The following is a 19198-nucleotide window of genomic DNA, read 5'->3' on the forward strand; positions in this document are numbered from 1 at the left end:
CTTAAATTAAGGCTAACACAGAAACAGGTGAACCCGAACCGCCTGTTAATTTTAAAATCCCGATCATTAAGGTAATTTTAGTGGCGGGAAGTTGATCCAGATTGGTCAAGTTCTCTAAGACAAAACCGTTATTTTTTAAAATCAGTTTATTAGTATTAAAACTATCATCAAAACCCGGATCAATGCCATGGGTATCAATTCCCACTCCCTTAATATTGCGCTGTTCGATTAAAAATTGAGTTGCTTCACTCCCAAACCCCGGAAAGTGCAGTTTTCCCTCGGTATCAATATTTAAAAAAGCAACGGGATCATGCCATTTTTCCTGCCAACCGGTATAAAGTAAAACCATACTATTTTCAGGAATAATATGATACTGTTTCTCCCATAATTCAATATCACTTACCGTTAAAATAGCGTCGGGATTTTGACTGGATTTTTCTCTAATATTAATTACCACGGCAGGAAGAATACAAGACTCTGGAGAATAATCATCAATTCCCATTCCATCTTGATAAAAACTTTTAGGGGAATTCAAATGAGTTCCACTATGTTCTCCCAGGGAAAACCGCCTTAAATAATATCCCGATGTCGCAAAATCAGCAACCGTTTCTAACTCCACAACTGGATCACCGGGCCATAAAGGAATATTAGGATGAATTTTATGAGTTAAATCAATAATTCTGCGGTAATTAATCGTTTTCATGGTTATAATTATCCAACCCGTGAGGGGCGGGTTGAGAGATATTTTTTGTGCATATTAATAGGATAACTCGAACCCGCTCCTACTATTAAGATTTAATTGTGATCCATTGATTCAGAATTTTATAAATATTAACTAATCCTTGTAAATGCGATCGCGGAGAACGTCCATATAAAAAATCATGGAGACTGATTTGATAATTATATTGTAGGGCTAAATCCAACCATAAATTATTATAGGCTTGTCCTTTAATATAATCAGGAACTGTGTTATAATAATAGGAAAAACTATCTAAACAAGTATTAAAAAAGTTTTTACGACCTTGGTATTTTAAATAATTAAAACGGGGTTGAAAAACCGTTAAATTATCTAAAGCAGTGTGGATAGTATCGGCCAGAGCTTCAGGATCAAATTCCGATAATAACCCCGATCCTGGAGGGAATAATTCAGCTTTACCTCTGACATATTGATTGAATTGCCTAAAACAAATTACCGGAGTATTGCAACTCATTGCTTCGGAAAGACTGCGATTTTTTCCTTCTAAAAGCGAACCTACGAGACAAACTTTAGATCGAGAATAATACAGGGGCTTTTCTTGATAATAGTCAACTTGAGAAACAACCTGAATATCATCTAAATTATTCGCTAAAATAGTTTTAATTTTTTGCCATTCTAATTGAGCTTCACCCGTGAGTAAATCAACATAACTTGGATCAAAATGATCCTCTAAAATCAAGGTCGTTTTTAAGGGTTTATTATATTTTTTATGATAAATTTTTAACGCCTTTGCCATCATGGGTAAATTATGAACAGGAGATAAATTAGCCACACATAAAACATCAATATCTTTAATATTAATAGGCTGAGGAGCAATCAAATATTCATTAATAAAATCGGCATTAGAACCGGGAATTAAAATTTTATTTGCCCGTTGGGGATAGGTTTTTCTAAACCAATCTGCCCGGGAGGGATTATCGTATAAACAAAAATAGGCATCAGCCGTATTAGACCAAGGATAGGCACACCAAAGGGAATCAGCAATTGACAAAAAAACCTCAGAAAGTTGGGGTAAAAGTTTATTTAACAAATCTACAGATTCACTAAAATATAATCCTTTAATAAATTGACCTTGATAAAATAAGGGAGGGAGTAAAACAGAGAAATTCACGTTCTCAAACTGATCAGCATTCTGTTCCAAAATTTCATTTGTCCTGCCATCTAAATCTGAATAAATTTCTTCCCGGGATTGGTTAATTTCAGGATAATTAAAGTATTTACTTTGACGTTCGTAGTTTCCTATACCCATAAGATTAGTTCTTCATTAGATAGTATGACAGGGAATATAGCAATCCTATTTGAGTTGTGTTCAAAATTCTTGAGCAAAAGGGAATAGGGAATATAGGGTAATACTTCCGGTTGTTTCATATTAGTATTAAAATGTTACAACCTCGACGCGGATTGCTATATTGCCTATTTCCTATTATCCATTCCCTATCCCTTACAAAAATTTATTTTAAACTTAATTTATTTAACCAATTCAAAATCATAGAGTTTACCTGTTCAGGACGTTCATCATGGGGACAATGACCCGTATCGGGAATCGAAATAAATTCAACCGATGGGTTAATTTTAGCTAAATCTTGATAAATTTTTGCTCCAGAAATGGGTGTCCACGGGTCAGTTTCTCCCCAAATAATTAATAAGGGTTGTTGAATTTGGGGTAATAATTCCGAGGGTTGAGGGCCGGGAGGGGCAGTTAAAATTGAAGCAAAGACCTGTTGAGCACCCATATCATTAGAAGGAGTATATAATAGGTCTACTAACTCATCGGTAATGGCTTGTTTGTTGCCATAAACTTGATGTAGGGTATTCCGAATCCGGTGTTTTTGTCGAATTTGATTGAACATAAACGGCCCAATAATAGGATTATTCACAACTTTTGCAAATAATCCCATAATTAACCGGAGGGGAAAATTTAATTCTTCGGGGCGATGATTTAACCCTCCTGCACAATTAATTAATACCGCCCCTGTTGATATTTCAGGATGGTTAGCAACCATCATTAAACCCAATAATGCCCCGATAGAATTGCCAATAAAAATAGCAGGTTGTTTAATCTTTTCTGCCCAGAAATCCGTTAACAATTCTTCCCACAATTCTAAACTATAATCGAGATTGGGTTTTGCAGATGCCCCAAATCCCAATAAATCTAAAGCAAAAACCCGGTATCCTCCTTGGGCTAAAATAGGAATATTATGACGCCAATGTCCAATGGATGCACCGAACCCATGAATCAAAACTAAGGGCTGTCCGCTCCCGGTGGCGGTATACTGGATTTGATGATCTCTCCATGTCCAGGTTAAGGGTTCAAAGGAGGTTGTTATTTGGGGGGGCGTTGTGGTTGTCATTTTATTAAGATTTGTAAATACTATCTTTATATCATAGATGATTTCACCCTGGAAACAAGACAGAATTATAATTCATACTCAAAGACTTTTGAGGAGTTATCAACATTGGACGGGGGAAATCCTGTTAAATGTCAATGACACCCCGGAGGAAGTTGCAGAAACCTTATTTTACGCGCCATTTGTGTTAGTTTCCCACGGAATTGAACCAGATCCAATTTTGAATTATGGGAATCAAAGAGCTTTAAAAATGTGGGAGTTAACCTGGGATGAATTCACCCAAATGCCCTCTCGCAAAACCGCCGAACCCATGGTACAGGAGGAACGAGATCGCTTGTTAGCTGAAACTACGGCAAAAGGATTTGTTAAAAACTATCAAGGGGTGAGAATTTCTAGTAGTGGAAAACGCTTTTTAATTCAAGATGTTTTCATCTGGAATGTTTTAGATGAACAAGATCAATATTGTGGACAGGCGGCTATTTATACTAAATATATGTATATTTGAAATAGGCAATAGTTGGGTCTCCAAACCCAGGTGCAAAGAGGGTTGACCAGACCCAACCCCTACAAGGATTGCTATATACTTATAATCCCAGCTAATAGGTAGCCTAAAATAACAGGTTGCCTAAATATGGAAGCGAGTAAACCTCCAATGGCTGCGCCGCTGCAAATAGTATAATTAAATCAGTCATTATTTTGATTGCTTGTGGATTGAAGTGTAAGTTTAGCTCAAAAATTGCTGAAATTTTGTCAATAATTGATTAATCATCCTCCAGTTTCAGTAATTGCTGGTCAAGGAGTTGGATACGCTTTTGGGCAACGGTTTCCGATAAAATTCGCTTCCGCATTGCTTCATTGAGAACCCCTTTTTCCGCTAAAAGTAAACGCCGCCGAATCGCGTCTAATTTACTAATATAATCTCCCTTAGACTGTTCAAAATCCGCCGGACGCCGATTATAAAATTCTCGCAAAGACCTTTCGGCTCCCGCTATTTTCACTTGATAAGTAGAACGCATTTCTTCATAGACCGATTTAGGTAAAATTCCAGACTTTAATAAACTATCCAGTTCATCCTGGGCGGCTTTGGCGGTAATTAATTCCGCTTGCCATTCTTCCACCCGTTGCTGCATCAAGGAAACCGTTGATAAATTCAAACGTTTAACCACCCAAGGTAAACTTAAACCCTGCCCAACTAAGGAGACCAAAACACTACCAAAAACCAAGGTAATTAAAATATCCCGCCCCGGCAGGGTGGTCGGTAAACTTAAAGCCAAAGCCATGGATAGGGAGCCTTTGATATTCCCAAAAAATAACAAATGTTGCCAACGCAGAGGAATTACCCGGTCAAACCGACTCGCCACCGCTAACAGGGGATAGACCGTTAAACCCCGGGCGACTTGGTAAACTAAAACCGCTAACAAAACCGCAGGTAAGGTTTGCCAGAAGGTTACTAGGTCGATTTCTACCCCAATTAATAGAAAAATAAAGGTATTAACGGTAAAACCGGCATATTCCCAGAAACTCAATAGGGTAATCCGACTGGAGGCTGTGGTTTGGCGAGACAGTCCCAGATTGCCAAAAATTAATCCCGCTACCACCACCGCCACCGCACCGGATACCCCCAGCAAGTGCCCGACCTGAAAGGTTCCCAATGCCACGGCCACGGTCAGTAATAGACTATTGAGGGGATCATCTAACCGGGCAAAGATGGGGATAGTTAAGTAGCCTAGGACTAACCCCACCAGACCACCGCCAACAGAGGTAAACAGCAGTTGTTGGAAGCTCTCTAGGACAGTGAGGGAACCCGTGGCATAAAGTTGTGCAATCAGATTAAAGCACACCAGAGCCGCCGCATCGTTAAATAGGGTTTCCCCCTCCACAATGGTAGACAATCGGGAAGGGACGGGAATTTCCTTAAAAACGGCAATCATGGAAACCGTATCGGTATTGGCTAACATCACACCCATAAAAAAGGCGGGTATCCAATCGAGTCCCAGGCCAAATTTTAATAAAACGGCAATAATGGCACTGGAACAAATCGCCCCGGGGCCAGCTAACAGGGCAATGGGTTTAAAGGTGCTGCGGAGACGACTGACATCGGTATTAATCCCGGCTTCAAAGAGGAGAATGGGTAAAAATAGATTCAACACTAAAACCGGGTCTAAACCCACGGATTGAGAGAGAAATTTCGAGAAGGGCAAACCGGCCAGCACTAAACCTGTAACGTAGGGAATCCCAATCTTGCGGGAAAATAGCGCCACTCCCGTCGAAACCAGTAGGAGAATAATTGAAATCCTGACTAATTCGGTAACATCCACTCTCAATCCTGCTGAATAATAAGTCTTATATTAACAATTAACCTTGCCAGACGCTAAGATTAATTGTCAACCCAAAATTAAGGCATTGCTATGTATGTTCTCATCGGTGGTGGGGGATTAGTGGGGCTAAGTTTAGCCCAAAAGTTACTAGAACTTGGGCATACGGTGGCGGTGATTGATGTTGACCCCATCGCCTGTCGCTATGCTCGGGAAAAAATTGGGGCCATGGCCTTTGAAGGCAGTGCGGTGAGTACGGATGTATTATTGGAAGCTGGAATTCGGAAGGCGACTTCCTTGGCGGCGATGCTCAGAAGTGATGCCCTTAATTTAGCCATGGTCACCCTAGCAAAACATTACGGAGTTCCCCATATTTTAAGTCGGATGCGCCACCCTGATTTTGCCGAGCCGTTGCGTTTGTCGGGGGCGAATCATATTGTGAGTACCGTGGAATTAGGGGTATCTACGATGGTGAATGCCATTGAGTATCCGCAAGTGGAATCGATGATGCACTTTGAGCAGGGACAAATTGAGGTACTCAAGCTGCCGATTCCTGATCGTTGTCGTGTTGCGGGTCGCAGTGTGGCCGAAATTGCTCAGGATGCACGGTTTCCCGAGAGTTCTTTGATTGTAGGTTATCAACCTCACCCCCACGATGATTTGGTGATCCCGAATGGCAGTACGGTTTTAGAACCCGGGTCTACTGTATTAATTGTGACTAAACCGGGATCGTTACATCAAATGATTGATTTTATCGGTGTGTCTCAATCAATTTCTTAACTTTTTAATTCTTTTTGCATTAATCGTTGTTTCAAGGGTTCAGGATCACCCCGACCTACCACCTGACCATTTTCTAATAAAAACGCCCCATCACTATAGTTTAATTCCTCTAAACGGTGTGTTACCCATAGGGCGGTGATGCCGCGGGTTTTTACTAACCGTTGGACTTCAATCACTAAATCATTTTGACTATCGGGATCTAATAATGCTGTAGGTTCATCTAATAATAATACCTGGCAATGTCGGGCTAAGGCTCCAGCGATCGCAATTCTTTGTTTTTGCCCCCCACTTAAGGCATAAATCGGACGTCGCTGTAACTCCAATAATTTCACCGCCGTTAAAGCGTCTTCTACCCGTTGTTTGACTTCAACCCAGGGTAACTTATCCTCCACTAATCCAAAGGCCACATCCGCCCCTACCGTTGGCATAACTAATTGATGATCGGGATTTTGAAACACAAACCCCACCCGTCCTTGGAGTTGGATTTCTCCCGATTTCGATGGTAATAACCCCGCTAATAATCTCAATAGGGTGGATTTTCCACTGCCATTAGTCCCTAAAAGCATCCAAAACTCACCTTGAGGAACATCCAGGGAACAGGATTTTAAGACCTGCGCCCCGCTTGGCCAACTAAAGCATAGTTCTTTTACCCGTATCGCTGGACTTGAAGATTCCATGCTCGTTGTTGTTTCCTCTATTCGGCCGTTGCACCCACAAAACCCGGAGATCTTCCCGTGGCATTTCCTCCGGTTTTATCGGAAATTTGTACCGCAGAAATCTCACTACTGAGAATTGCCAGTTTCTTATCTGTAATTTTATCGCAAGTAAATTCTAAGACCTGGGCATTGCCTCCCCGGAGTGCGTCTAAAATCTGATTGTAAGCTCCTTGGGCATCCTCAGCAGATTTTTTTTGAATGGATAAAGGGGTGGGAGTGTATTTAACAATAATGTCTACGGTGAACATAGGATCTCAAAAACCGTTAATAATTTCAATTTCTTACTATATCGTTTTCAGCTAACCCTGAACGGCATATTGTTGTAACTGATTCAGAGAAACTACTTCCAACGCCCTGGCATGGGTTGATTCTAACACCACCGGGGGCGCGACTCCTGCATCCAGGGCTTCTTGCCAACGGGAGGCACACAAACACCACCGATCCCCCGATTTTAACCCCGGAAACCCAAAAGCCGGGACAGGGGTGCTCAGGTCATTTCCTTGGGCTTTTGTATATTCCAGAAATGCTGGGGTCACTTGGGCACAAATTACATGAACGCCAAAATCCTGTCCCCCAGTATAACAAAACCCATCCCGATAAAATCCGGTCATCGGATCGGAGCAACACATTTCCAGTTTTCCGCCTAAAACATTTTTGGCTTCTTGCATGATCTTTCTCTCAACTTCAATTCACTCGACCATCATAAGCCGTTGTTGCGCCGTTGTTGCGCTTAAGCGCATCTTAACAAAATTTCTGCCAAATATTCATATTGAGATAAATGATTATAAATTTGAGCCGAAATTCTCATTAACTGTTTCGTTTGATCTTCCCAAGGCATAATTGGAACTTCAATTTGATAGTCTTGCCAAAGTTGTTTATTCAAATCGGAATAATTTTGCCATCTTTTCCCTAACGGTAAAACCGCCATTGAACCGATCATATCATCGGGACAGGGTGAAATTATTTCTATTTTTTCTGATAATAATTTTCGGGCATTTACCACTAAATTATGATTAGTTTTAATTAATTCTGACCAACCTCCAGGTAACAGAGAACCCATAAATTTAATTGCTTCAGGAATACATAAATAAGCACTGGGGTCGGGGGTTCCTGTCCAGTCAAATTCTAATAAAAATCGAGAGCGATCGCTGCGGGTCGAATTAGCTCCGTGACTAATTGTTACTGGACGAATTAATGATTGTCTATCCCTTTGTACCGATAAAAATGCGGCTCCCTTGGGTGCAGATAACCATTTATGACAATTTCCCGTATAGTAAGTTGCTCCAATTGCTTGTAAATTTAGCTCTAACATTCCGGGGGCGTGGGCACCATCAACCAAAGTATCTATTCCTAAATGAGTTAATTTTTTGATCAGTGCTTGAATCGGGAAAATTAACCCAGTTTGGCTGGTAATATGATCGATTAAAACTAATTTTGTTCGAGGAGAAACTTTTTCCATAATTGCATCAATAATTTGTTCCGATGAATGGACAGGAAAAGGAATATCTGCTATAATAATTTTAGCCCCGGTGCGACTGGCAACAAAATCTAATACATTCCGACAGGCATTATATTCGTGATTGGTTGTCAGTAATTCATCTTGTTCTGAAAAAATCAGCGATCGCAAAACCGTATTGACTCCCGTTGTTGCATTGGGAACAAATACTAACTCCTCTGGATTTGCTCCGAAAAAATGAGCTAATTCAACCCTAGCCTGATCGAGTAAAATTTCATATTCTCGGGCATAAAAATGACAAGGTTGTTGTTCAAGTTGTTGGCGAAATTGAGATTGAGCATCTAACACCGGAATTGGACAAGCACCAAAAGCACCATGATTCAGAAAAGTGATTTCTGGATCAAATAACCAATATCGAAAAAAGGGAGAATACTCAGGTTTAGTGTTTAAAATAGTGTTTTTCATGTTTGATTAAATTAACAACTATTTGATCCTAAACCAATTCTGAACTTAAAAAAATCTTATTTTTTGATAAAATCTTTCCCAAGTCTAGTAAATTAGGAATACCGTATCAATCCTCAATATTTATGAGCATAGCCAGCTTTTTGATGTTCTGGCGAAATCTGAAATCGTTTAAGTGGCGACCTTGTTCTATTCATACCCATTTTGTTAAACTGATTCAGCGCGGTGCTGATCTCGTCGCGGATCAATTAATTGTCCTGTTTCCTATCCTCATAAAACAGATTAAAAGAACTCAGCGACGGATGATTCGTTTCTGCCGTTTTTTTCTATATTTGAATCCCACAACCTTTAAAAAACTGATTCAGGCTACCCTAGAACAACGTTTACCTGGTTTTGCGGCGGAAATGGCTTATCATGCTACCCTAGCATTATTTCCGGCGGTATTAGCCCTATTAATTGCCTTAAGTTCTTTTGAATTATTGCAAACGGAAGTCTACCGAATGGCAACTTTACTGAGTCAAATTGTCCCGGAAGATGTTCAGAATTTAATCGGAAATGGAATTGATCATTTATCTCTAACGCCAAGTTCGGGTTTACTCTCGGTGAGTTTTATCGCTTCTTTGTGGGTTTTTTCCGGTGTAATTGGTGCGGCGATGACCGCCTTAAATCATATTCATGGCGTGGAAAAGACTCATATTAGACCATTTTGGAAAAATAAATTAATTGCCCTCTCCCTAGCATTAGGAACCCTATTATTATTAATTTTAGCTTCCGCATTAGTATTAGTCAGTGACATCATTGTTGAAGGAATTGCCCGTCAAAGTTGTATGATTGAAACCATCGGAAACTGTGCTTTAGAAGATTTAGCTATTTGCATGATTCAACCGCCAGTACAAAATTGTTTATTAGAATCAAGCCTATTAGAAACCTGGCAAAAACTACGCTGGCCGATTACTTTGGGAATTGTTTCTACTAACTATGCTTTTATTTATCGCTATGCTCCTAATTACCGAAAACATGGAACTCCTCTGATGCCCGGAGCAATTTTAGCTGCTGTATTTTGGGCTTTAGTATCTAATTTATTTCGTTTATATGTTTACTATTTTGGCAAATTTAATATTACCTACGGCACAATTGGCGCGTTTGTAGTGTTGTTACTCTGGCTGCAAATTAGTTCCTTAATTATGCTGGTAGGGGCTCAACTTAATGTTATTGTGGGAGATGAAATGAGAATTAAAAGATAAGTGTTTAAATCGAATTAAATCTCTGAGCAAAGTACAAACATGAATATGCCATTATCTTTACAAACCATTGCTGAACAAGTTCAAGAATTACTACAAGCTGAAACGGCTGTTGTCGCCCTCGCTGAATCCTCTGGTGAGCAAGTTTATTATGCAGCCGCCGTAGGAAAATATGCAGCAGATGTTGTGGGAAAACGAGGAGATGCAGCGATATCCGGTTTGCCTGGAATAGTGTTTAAAGGTTCATGTCCTGTTTTAGTCGAAAATACCAAGGGAGATCTTCGGGTTCGCCAAGATACTGCACAAGCCTGGGGAATTGAAAGTGCTTTAGCGATGCCTTTATTTTCCCAAGGTCAACTTTGGGGTGCTTTAATGGTTTTGAATCGTTTAGATGGTGAACGTTTTAATCAACAAGATCAGCAGAAATTAGTGGATTATGTAACAGAGATTTCTGTTCAAATTCAAAGCACTTAACAATCAGAATTGAAACGTTAAAATTAAAGATTCCCATAAAAAGCAAAATCCGCGACGTTACTCCCTGCTTCATCCATCAGGCATTAAGCGGGAGTTGGGGCGCGGTAGATATAAAAGCAGTTTTCAGGTTTTGAAAATCACCAAAACTAGAGCTACGATGTCCGTTGTTTGCGGAAAGCACGTCTTTGACGTTGATTAGCGATCGCCTTGCGCTTACGCTTCTCTGGAGGGGTTTCAAAGTGACGGTTTTTTCTAACATCGGCCAAAATACCAGCCTTAGAAACTTCCCTCTTAAAACGCCTTAAAGCTGACTCTAGCTGTTCATTTTCACCCAGAATAACTTGGGTCATGTCCTCTCCTTGAATGGTCTACAACAACATTTGAAAATCTTTTGTGAGTTTTAAACCCCCTTCATGCAATATTACAGCAAGGGGCAATATCTAGTCCATCTTGCAATGGCTACAACGCTGACAATATTGGGATGTAGAACCTAGAAACTCAAGTTTATCTGCTTACCGAACTTAGAATTCCAGTCGCAATAGACAGAAATAGCAAAATCCAAATCACATAACCCGGGATAAACGCTAAAACAGATAGACCTCTAAGCGTCCATAACAAGACCAGTAGACCCGTTATAGACGCAAATAGGTAGGAAAAAATTAACTTTTGAGAATCAGGAGATCGAGTCACAAATATTACAGACTTGAAGACGCTACGGATCTAGCTTAACCTAAGACCTCAAAGCTATTAGAAAGAATTAAATTAGCCTGTACACCCGCCAGACGCACTAGGGGCTGCTCTCCAAGACTAATTAAGGTAGAAGTTCCCTCTTGGATAATAGTCAGTTGGTTTAACGTTAAGCTCTTTGACAAGACCAAGAAATCTTCTCCCACCCGGAAATCCGTAATCTGGTCGAAACCAGTATCAGCACCGATGACAAAGCGATCTTTACCCGTACCTCCGGTGATCAGATCATCACCGAGATCCCCAAATAACCAATCATCCCCAGCCCCGCCGTTTAAGGTATCGTTCTGTTGTCCACTGTAGAGGGTATCATTGCCATCACCGCCACAGAGTAGATTTTCTCCCTCGTTAGCTAAGATTAGGTCATTGCCCGCCCCGCCACTGAGTTGATCTCGGTCGGAACTATTACCCACGATATTATGGCCTCCGACACCCCCATAAATCGTGTCATCCCCATCGCTAGCGCAGATGATATCCGTGCCTTGGTCACCAAACAGCAGATCATTTCCGGCATCCCCATAGAGGACATCATCCTGTTCACCACCATAGACAGTATCGCTACCCTCACCCCCCATAAGGGTGTCGTTGTTGCGGTTGCCATAGATAGCATCATCTCCGGCTCCACCCCAGAGCAGATCGGGGCCATCTCCTTCGTTACTCAGAGGATCGGTTTCACCGTTGATATTTAGGTTGTCACCAAAGAGGGTGTCATTGCCTTCATCCCCATAAATGGTATCCGCCCCCAACTCCCCTCGCAGTAAGTCGTCGTCTTGGCCACCAAAGATAAAATCATTGCCCGTACCACCATAGACCGTATCGTTGCCGATGCCTCCGTGGAGTAAATCCTCTCCGGTGTAGCCATAGAGGACGTCCTGTTCCTGGGCTGCGATCGCCGAACCATCACTAGGACTGCCAATTAAGGTATCGTTGCCTTCGTCGCCATACAGGGTATCGTTGCCGTGGTCTCCAAATATCAGGTCATTATTCTGACCGCCATATCCAATATCGTTACCGTCTCCCCCCAGCAGGGTATCGTTGTTTTCGTTACCCGAGAGAAAATCATCTCCTTGACCCCCCAGGAGTAAATCCTGTCCTTCTAAGTCCTTGGGAAGTGAAGGATCATCAATTCCGGCTAACAGGGTATCATTTCCCTCTTGACCTTGCAGGGTATCGTTGCCATAACTACCCCGAAGGTAATCATTACCTAGTCCACCTTCTACTAAGTCATTGCCCGATGTGGCATCAACGGTGTCATTCCCCTCGCCAGCATAGATATTGTCATTCCCTGTAAAGGCGGTAATCCAATCATCTCCACCAAAGGCAAAGATACTTTGATTCAGAACCGTTCCCGTCAGAGTATCGTTATTCTCTGTGCCGTTAAGGATATTCGAGGTTGGGTTAGGAGAAATTAAACCCAGTACAGGGGGTTCGGGGAATACCACGTCTAGGAGTTTAGGAGCCGGGAGACAAATACCACACTCCCGGTTTGCTGCGGGTACGGGTGTTGAGGTGGGCGCAGAAGTAGGTACGGGTGTGGGTTCCGGGCTGGGTACGGGTGTGGGACTGGGTATTGGTTCCGGGGTGGGAGTCGGAACGGGACTGGGTGTGGGACTGGGCGTGGGACTGGGTGTTACCGATGGTGCAGCAACGACAGAAATGGTGAGGGTTGCCACATTGGAGGTTGCACCAAAACTATCGGTTGCTTGATAATTCAGAACAAAGGAACCCGTAAAGTTAGGATTGGGGGTGAAGGTTAGGGTTTGGACTTGTTCGGGGGTAAGTCCTTGTGCTTGACTGGGATCGGTAATGGGGGTTTCACCGAGGAATAATGTTCCTTCTTCAGCCGTTGGCAAGTTGGTTAGATCATAGCTAACAACGGTTCCCGTCAAATCCGTTACTAATAAATCCGGTAATTCTACCGCACCAGAATTATTAACAACTCCCTCAAGGGTGACATTTTCAGCAACGGGGGGTTGATTCGGCAGGGTGATCTCAACTTTGGCTGGATTAGAGACTGTGCCTTGATCATCTTCGACGGTATAACTGAGGGTCGCAACTCCCGCAAACCCAGCAACGGGGGTAAAGGTGATATTACCCTGATCATCAACTTGGAAAGTCCCTTGATTCTCCAGGGTGAGTGTTTTTTGTTGGCCTGGAGTATTCGGATCAAGATCGACCGTAGCCAGATTGAGTGTGCCATCGAGGTCGGTGGCTTGATCGGCAATATTAAAGGTAATTGGGGTATTGGGGGAAGTTTCCAGACTTTGATCTGTCGCAACTGGCGGCTGATTGGGTATGGGTTCAAAGTTTAAGTTGACAGTTGTCCCAGTCGATGTTGCTCCTTTATCATCCGTGACCGTGTAACTAAAACCACCGCCATCGAAGTTACCCGTAGATTGAAATTGCAGTTGAGAGGCTTCTTCTGGAGTCAAAACCTGATTGGCTGTTACAGGTTGACCATTGAGGAGCAGTATGCCATCGGCCGGATCGGGTAGTTGAGTTATCGTAAAACTAGCGATCGTACCATCGGCATCTGTTCCCGAAAGCGGAGGCACGTTGACGGTGCTATTGGGTTGTACAGGCAGATCCAAATTGTTGGCAACGGGTGGCAAATTCACATCCAGGGGAACTAAAGATACCGTAGCTGCTGTCGGAGAAATTAATCCTTCGTTATCTATGGTTTTATAGGCAAAAACAACCTCGTTTGAAGAACCTGTAGATTGAAATTGCAGTTGCGCTGCTTCTTCGGGGGTGAGGATTTGATTCAGTTCGACGGGTTTTCCATTCAACAGCAACACACCATCGGCAGGATTGGGCAGTTGAGTGATGGTAAAATTAGCGATCGTACCATCGGCATCCGTACCCGATAACGGGGGAATCAAGGAGGTACTATTGGGCAAGAAGGGGACGTTAAGGTTATTAGCCGTCGGAGGTTGGTTAACATCCACCAGGACTAAATCAACTATTGCCGACTGCACCGAAACCGTCCCTTGATTATCCGTAGCAGTGTAACTAAAGCCACCTCCGTCAAAGTTTCCTGTAGCTTTAAATTGCAGTTGAGAAGCCTGTTCGGGTGTAATAGTTTGAGTCAGGGTGACAGGGTTTCCATTCAGTAATAACACCCCATCCGTCTGCTCGGGTAAAGCTGTAATCGTATAATTTGCTATGTTTCCATCGGTATCTGTCCCTGATAGACTCGGTAGATTTACGGTGCTATTCGGAATAACTAGGGTACTTAAATTATTGGGAATCGGAGGTTGATTAACCGGAGGTTCAATCAAGCCAATAGTTCCGGCTCCGGTAGAAGTCAAACCTTGATTATCCGTGACTGTGTAACTAAAGCCACTGCCATTAAAACTACCCGTAGATTGAAATTGTAGACGAGTCGCTTCTTCGGGGGTTAAAACCTGATTCGCGGTTACAGGTTGACCATCGAGGAGCAGCACCCCATCAGCTATATCTGGTAAGCTAGTAATCGTAAAGCTGGCGACTGTGCCATCGGGATCACTTCCAGATAAGCTCACGGGCACAGTGGTATTGGGGGTGACAGAAACATTCAGGTTATTCGCTACAGGCGGTTGATTCACCGCAGGCGCAATTAAGCTAACAACGGCAGGACTTGGGGAAATTAAACCTTGATTATCCGTAACCGTATAAGTAAAACTACCACCATTAAAGTTGCCTGTGGTTTGGAATTGCAGTTGAGCAGCTTCTTGAGGGGTTAAAACCTGATTCACCTGCACGGGTTGACCATTAAGCAGTAATACGCCATCGGCTGCATCTGGTAAGCTACTAATCGTGATACTCGCTACCGTTCCATCAGGATCTTGTCCAGATAATAGAACTGTTGTCGTACTATTCGGAGTTAAAACCAGGTTGATATTATTAGCATTCGGAGGTTGATTCACCACGGTCGGCTGAATCAAAGTTACCGTTGCTGGGGTGGAGTCAGTGGCTCCTTGATTATCCGTAACCGTATAACCAAAACTACCCCCATTAAAGGTTCCTATGGCTTGGAATTGCAGTTGAGAGGCTTCTTGAGGCGTTAAAACCTGATTGAGTGTTACGGGTTGACCATTGAGCAGTAACACTCCATCAGCGATATCCGGTAAGCTGGTAATCGTAAAACTGGCAATACTACCATCCGGGTCAGTTCCTGATAGTGAGATAGGAATCTTACTATTCGGTAAAACCGCAGCATTCAGGTTATCAGCCACCGGAGAAATATTCTCTGGTGCGGGTGTTGGTGTTGGTGCTGGTGGTGCGGGAGTTGGTGCGGGAGTTGGTGCGGGAGTTGGTGCGGGAGTTGGTGCGGGAGTTGGTGCTGGAGTCGGTGCGGGAGTTGGTGCTGGAGTTGGTGCTGGAGTTGGTGCTGGAGTTGGTGCTGGAGTTGGTGCTGGAGTTGGTGTCACATTGATGGTTAAGGTATTGGGTGATTGGTCAAGGTTGACACCGTTATTAGCTATCCCTCCATCATCTTGAACTTGGAAGGTAAAGTTGGCGTAGTTATTGCCGTTTTGGTTGGGAGCCGGGGTAAATTTTAGGTTTCCAGTTGTAATGTCATTGACGGTGACAAAACTTCCTGCGGTGACGGGTGTACCGTTTAAAGTCAGGCTTCCGGTTGTTGGTAGGGTGGTAATTTTGACTTGAGCGAAGTTATTGTTATCGAGACTATCGCTGAAACCAAAGTCATTTGTTGTGAAGGTATAAGCGATGTCCTCATTGGTGGTGACGGTTTTGTCTGTTCCTGATGGCTCATCGTTAACCGGAGTTACATTGATGGTTAAGGTATTGGGTGATTGGTCAAGGTTGACACCGTTATTAGCTATCCCTCCATCATCTTGAACTTGGAAGGTAAAGTTGGCGTAGTTATTGCCGTTTTGGTTGGGAGCCGGGGTAAATTTTAGGTTTCCAGTTGTAATGTCATTGACGGTGACAAAACTTCCTGCGGTGACGGGTGTACCGTTTAAAGTCAGGCTTCCGGTTGTTGGTAGGGTGGTAATTTTGACTTGAGCGAAGTTATTGTTATCGAGACTATCGCTGAAACCAAAGTCATTTGTTGTGAAGGTATAAGCGATGTCCTCATTGGTGGTGACGGTTTTGTCTGTTCCTGATGGCTCATCGTTAACCGGAGTCACATTGATGGTTAAGGTATTGGGTGATTGGTCAAGGTTGACATCCCCATTATTGGCTGTCCCGCCATCATCTTGAACTTGGAAGGTAAAGTTGGCGTAGTTATTACCGTTTTGGTTGGGAGCCGGGGTAAATTTTAGGTTTCCCGTTGTAATGTCATTGACGGTGACAAAACTTCCTGCGGTGACGGGTGTACCGTTTAAAGTCAGGCTTCCGGTTGTTGGTAGGGTGGTAATTTTGACTTGAGCGAAGTTATTGTTATCGAGAATATCGCTGAAACCAAAGTCATTTGTTGTGAAGGTATAAGCCGTATCTTCATTGGTGATGACGGTTTTGTCTGTTCCTGATGGAGCGTCGTTGACGGGTACAACTGTAATTGTACTAACAGCAGTATTACTAACATTAACACCATCATTAGCAATTACCTTAATGATACGAGAGCCAGCAGTGGGATTTTGTGAAGTATTCTCGTAGGTAATGCTCTGTAATAAACTCTGTAAGTCAGCCGTTTTAATATTAGTTAAAACGTTATTAACATCGGGTTTAGTGATTGTAACTTGCTTTGTAATATCATCGTATTTGACCGTGAAGCTAGTAGTGCCTACTGTAACTGTTGCTATTTGAGTTAGATTCAGGGGAAACTGTGTACCCCCTGTACCCCCAATTGTTAAAACTTCTGAGGCTCCATTTAATACACCAGAAATCCCCAGGGTAAGACTAATAATATCCTGATTGGGATCAATTCCATCGGGATCGCTAACGGTGGCAATATTACTAGCAATATAAACCTGACCATTGCCTTCGGTGAAGGTTGTGGCATAAGAGGTTGTGGTATTATCATTTATATCGGTAGTACCGCCATTCAAATCAACAACGGGGGGAGAACCCAGGGTTAATACTTTTAAGTTCGCAACTTCATGAATATTTGTCGCCGAACCTGTGGAAGCCGCAAAGCCAAATTTGAAGGTAGAAGGTAAAGTCCCTCCATTGGGTATTTTGATATCCAAAACACCTGGAAATACATATTCATCCGCATCTCCAACTCCATTAGAATTAGTATCGAAGAAAATGCGTAATTTTCCATCGTTAGATAGTTGAATTCCTACTTTTCTTTTAACACCTGCGTCAGTTCTTTTTGTTGCGGTAGTTGGCCCATCAATTCCATTCACGCCCGCGGGTAGGGTATTATAAGTAGCAATCCAGGGATAAGACGTGTTGCGATCTTGTTGAGTTTGTGCTACATTAAGAAATTCTTTCCCACGAATTGTAATTGAGTCGGGAAGAGGGAGTTTTAGCTTTGGCGGTGTGCTAGTATCCTCTGTTTGTGGACTGCCATCTACGCGAATAGTCTGATTGTTGCTATTGACCTCTGTAGCAAAGCTTCCATACTCATCAAATCCAATACCAACATAACCTCCAGCGATGCCGTTTGTATTATTAGTGCGGTTTTGAGCATATCCCAAGGAACCACGGAAAGCCCCTGCCTGGGTTGGAGATTTGGTACCATCAATTAAGAAAAAGCTTAATCCATCCCCTTTATTTATTCCGTCATCAGTTCCTCCATAAGAGTAATAATCAAATAATATAGTTAGTCCAGAGGCAGAAGAAATAGGTGTATTGTAAATGACAAAACCGGACTGATCTTTGGTGGATTGAGTTAGTCTTAATGCACCATTACCTTCGCTATCAATCGGTGTAGGATTTGTTCCTGTAGGAACGCCTGGAATCCCTCCAGGTTGTGGAGTGCTATTACTTCTTGCTGTTAAGAAAGGAAGGTTATCCGGGGTTGGATTTGTCAGACCACTTCCGGACAGCCAATTAATGGTGGGTGAAGGACTTCCTGGGGGTTGAGGTGTGAGTGCACTATTCCTAAAAGATTCATCGACTAATGTTTTCAGTAATACCCCTTCATAGTTGAATAAGGTTTGATTGTCAAAGGCTGAACCTGCTTCAATTGTTCCGGTTGCATATTCTAAATTCCAATCTCGGCCAAACTGAATACTACCAGTTAAATTCTCGGATGCGGCGATATCGGCTTGAGTCAGTTGGGATAAATTTGTAACGAAAGATTCTCCTAAACTTCCAGACGCAACATTACATCCATATAATAAAATATCAGCATTTTCACTTAATCCGGTTTGCCATTTTTGGAACTGTTCAGTATATTTAGTGAGGGTATTTTGATCTAAAAGTGTATTGCCTAACTGTAAACTCCCACTTTCACCATGAGAAATAATATGGAGGGCATCGATATCTTTTTGTGTAGAAAGAATATAACTAATTTGAGCGATTCCATCTTGATTAGGATCGAGTATAATAACTTCTGCGTTTGGATCAACCCCTTGCAGTAATGTCTCGTAGTTTTCGACATTAGAATCCATGAAAACGACTGTTTTCAGGGGGTCTTGAATAGAATTCTGGTGAGATAACATACCCTAAATTTCCTTGATTTGGCTAGTTTTTAAACAAATATATGGGTTAACTAAAACTTGAATCTGCACCTGATGGAAATCGATACACTTCTGTGATACTCTTAGCATTAAGCAGAAAAAAGGCATCGCAATTTACACTTTCCCTCAAGTGTAGATGCGTGGGTTGGAGGGATTGATTCAGTTTGTACCAGATGTGAAAGTGTCACATTTGCAATTGACAAAATGTTAAAAAAGTGTTAAGGATTCTATGATCAGTCAAAAATGTCACTAATTTCGCTGAAATTGAATGGAAGAAATTGAATGGAATATAACTGCCTAAAATATTATTAAAGAATATCCT

General features: G+C 42.3%; 14 protein-coding genes. 4 read left to right on the plus strand and 10 right to left on the minus strand.

What is annotated here, in order from left to right; all coding sequences use genetic code 11:
- Position 1: 1 nt before the first annotated feature.
- The 3 genes from PL11201_RS11530 to PL11201_RS11540 all read right to left on the minus strand — a co-directional run bounded on the left by PL11201_RS11530 (position 2) and on the right by PL11201_RS11540 (position 3108).
- The gene (locus PL11201_RS11530) at positions 2-703 is read right to left on the minus strand and encodes a cyclase family protein (RefSeq protein ID WP_079678809.1); all 702 of its coding nucleotides are present in this window, start codon (positions 701-703) and stop codon (positions 2-4) included.
- Positions 704-788: 85 nt separating this feature from the next.
- Entirely contained in the window at positions 789-2006 is a 1218-nt protein-coding gene (locus tag PL11201_RS11535; RefSeq protein ID WP_079678811.1) for a glycosyltransferase, read from the minus strand.
- Between the two features lie 202 nt (positions 2007-2208).
- On the minus strand, positions 2209-3108 hold the full coding sequence (locus tag PL11201_RS11540) for an alpha/beta fold hydrolase (RefSeq protein WP_079678813.1): 900 nt from the start codon (positions 3106-3108) through the stop codon (positions 2209-2211).
- A gap of 37 nt (positions 3109-3145) precedes the next feature.
- Between PL11201_RS11540 and PL11201_RS11545 the strand changes: the two genes are divergently transcribed.
- A complete protein-coding gene (locus PL11201_RS11545) occupies positions 3146-3610 on the plus strand; it encodes an MEKHLA domain-containing protein (RefSeq protein ID WP_079678815.1) in 465 nt (154 codons plus the stop codon).
- A gap of 256 nt (positions 3611-3866) precedes the next feature.
- Here PL11201_RS11545 and PL11201_RS11550 read toward each other — a convergent pair whose 3' ends face one another.
- The gene (locus PL11201_RS11550; RefSeq protein WP_079678817.1) at positions 3867-5423 is read right to left on the minus strand and encodes a cation:proton antiporter; all 1557 of its coding nucleotides are present in this window, start codon (positions 5421-5423) and stop codon (positions 3867-3869) included.
- Positions 5424-5513: 90 nt separating this feature from the next.
- Between PL11201_RS11550 and PL11201_RS11555 the strand changes: the two genes are divergently transcribed.
- Positions 5514-6200, plus strand: coding sequence for a potassium channel family protein (locus tag PL11201_RS11555; RefSeq protein ID WP_079678818.1), 687 nt, complete (start codon positions 5514-5516; stop codon positions 6198-6200).
- Here the strand turns inward: PL11201_RS11555 and PL11201_RS11560 are convergent.
- From PL11201_RS11560 to PL11201_RS11575, 4 genes are all read right to left on the minus strand, one after another.
- Positions 6197-6877 carry an energy-coupling factor ABC transporter ATP-binding protein gene (locus PL11201_RS11560; protein ID WP_079678820.1) on the minus strand — a complete coding sequence of 227 codons (681 nt, stop codon included), beginning with the start codon at positions 6875-6877 and terminating at the stop codon, positions 6197-6199. The genes PL11201_RS11555 and PL11201_RS11560 overlap by 4 nt on opposite strands.
- A gap of 17 nt (positions 6878-6894) precedes the next feature.
- The gene (locus PL11201_RS11565; RefSeq protein WP_079678822.1) at positions 6895-7164 is read right to left on the minus strand and encodes a hypothetical protein; all 270 of its coding nucleotides are present in this window, start codon (positions 7162-7164) and stop codon (positions 6895-6897) included.
- A gap of 51 nt (positions 7165-7215) precedes the next feature.
- The gene (locus PL11201_RS11570) at positions 7216-7584 is read right to left on the minus strand and encodes a DUF2237 family protein (protein WP_079678824.1); all 369 of its coding nucleotides are present in this window, start codon (positions 7582-7584) and stop codon (positions 7216-7218) included.
- Between the two features lie 62 nt (positions 7585-7646).
- Entirely contained in the window at positions 7647-8837 is a 1191-nt protein-coding gene (locus PL11201_RS11575; protein WP_079678825.1) for an aminotransferase class V-fold PLP-dependent enzyme, read from the minus strand.
- A 122-nt stretch (positions 8838-8959) separates the two neighbouring features.
- Here PL11201_RS11575 and PL11201_RS11580 point away from each other — a divergent pair, with 122 nt between their 5' ends.
- Complete coding sequence (locus PL11201_RS11580; protein ID WP_144017733.1) at positions 8960-10078, plus strand: YihY/virulence factor BrkB family protein; 1119 nt, start codon at positions 8960-8962, stop codon at positions 10076-10078.
- Positions 10079-10117: 39 nt separating this feature from the next.
- Positions 10118-10549 (plus strand): GAF domain-containing protein, encoded by a 432-nt coding sequence (locus PL11201_RS11585; RefSeq protein WP_079678828.1) that lies wholly within the window; start codon positions 10118-10120, stop codon positions 10547-10549.
- A gap of 152 nt (positions 10550-10701) precedes the next feature.
- Here the strand turns inward: PL11201_RS11585 and rpsU are convergent, their stop codons facing one another.
- Positions 10702-10899 (minus strand): 30S ribosomal protein S21, encoded by a 198-nt coding sequence (rpsU, locus tag PL11201_RS11590; RefSeq protein WP_079678830.1) that lies wholly within the window; start codon positions 10897-10899, stop codon positions 10702-10704.
- A 375-nt stretch (positions 10900-11274) separates the two neighbouring features.
- Positions 11275-18858, minus strand: coding sequence for a DUF4347 domain-containing protein (locus PL11201_RS11600; RefSeq protein WP_079678833.1), 7584 nt, complete (start codon positions 18856-18858; stop codon positions 11275-11277).
- Between the last annotated feature and the right edge of the window lie 340 nt (positions 18859-19198).

This window comes from Planktothrix sp. PCC 11201, assembly GCF_900009135.1.
Taxonomy (GTDB): Bacteria; Cyanobacteriota; Cyanobacteriia; order Cyanobacteriales; family Microcoleaceae; genus Planktothrix.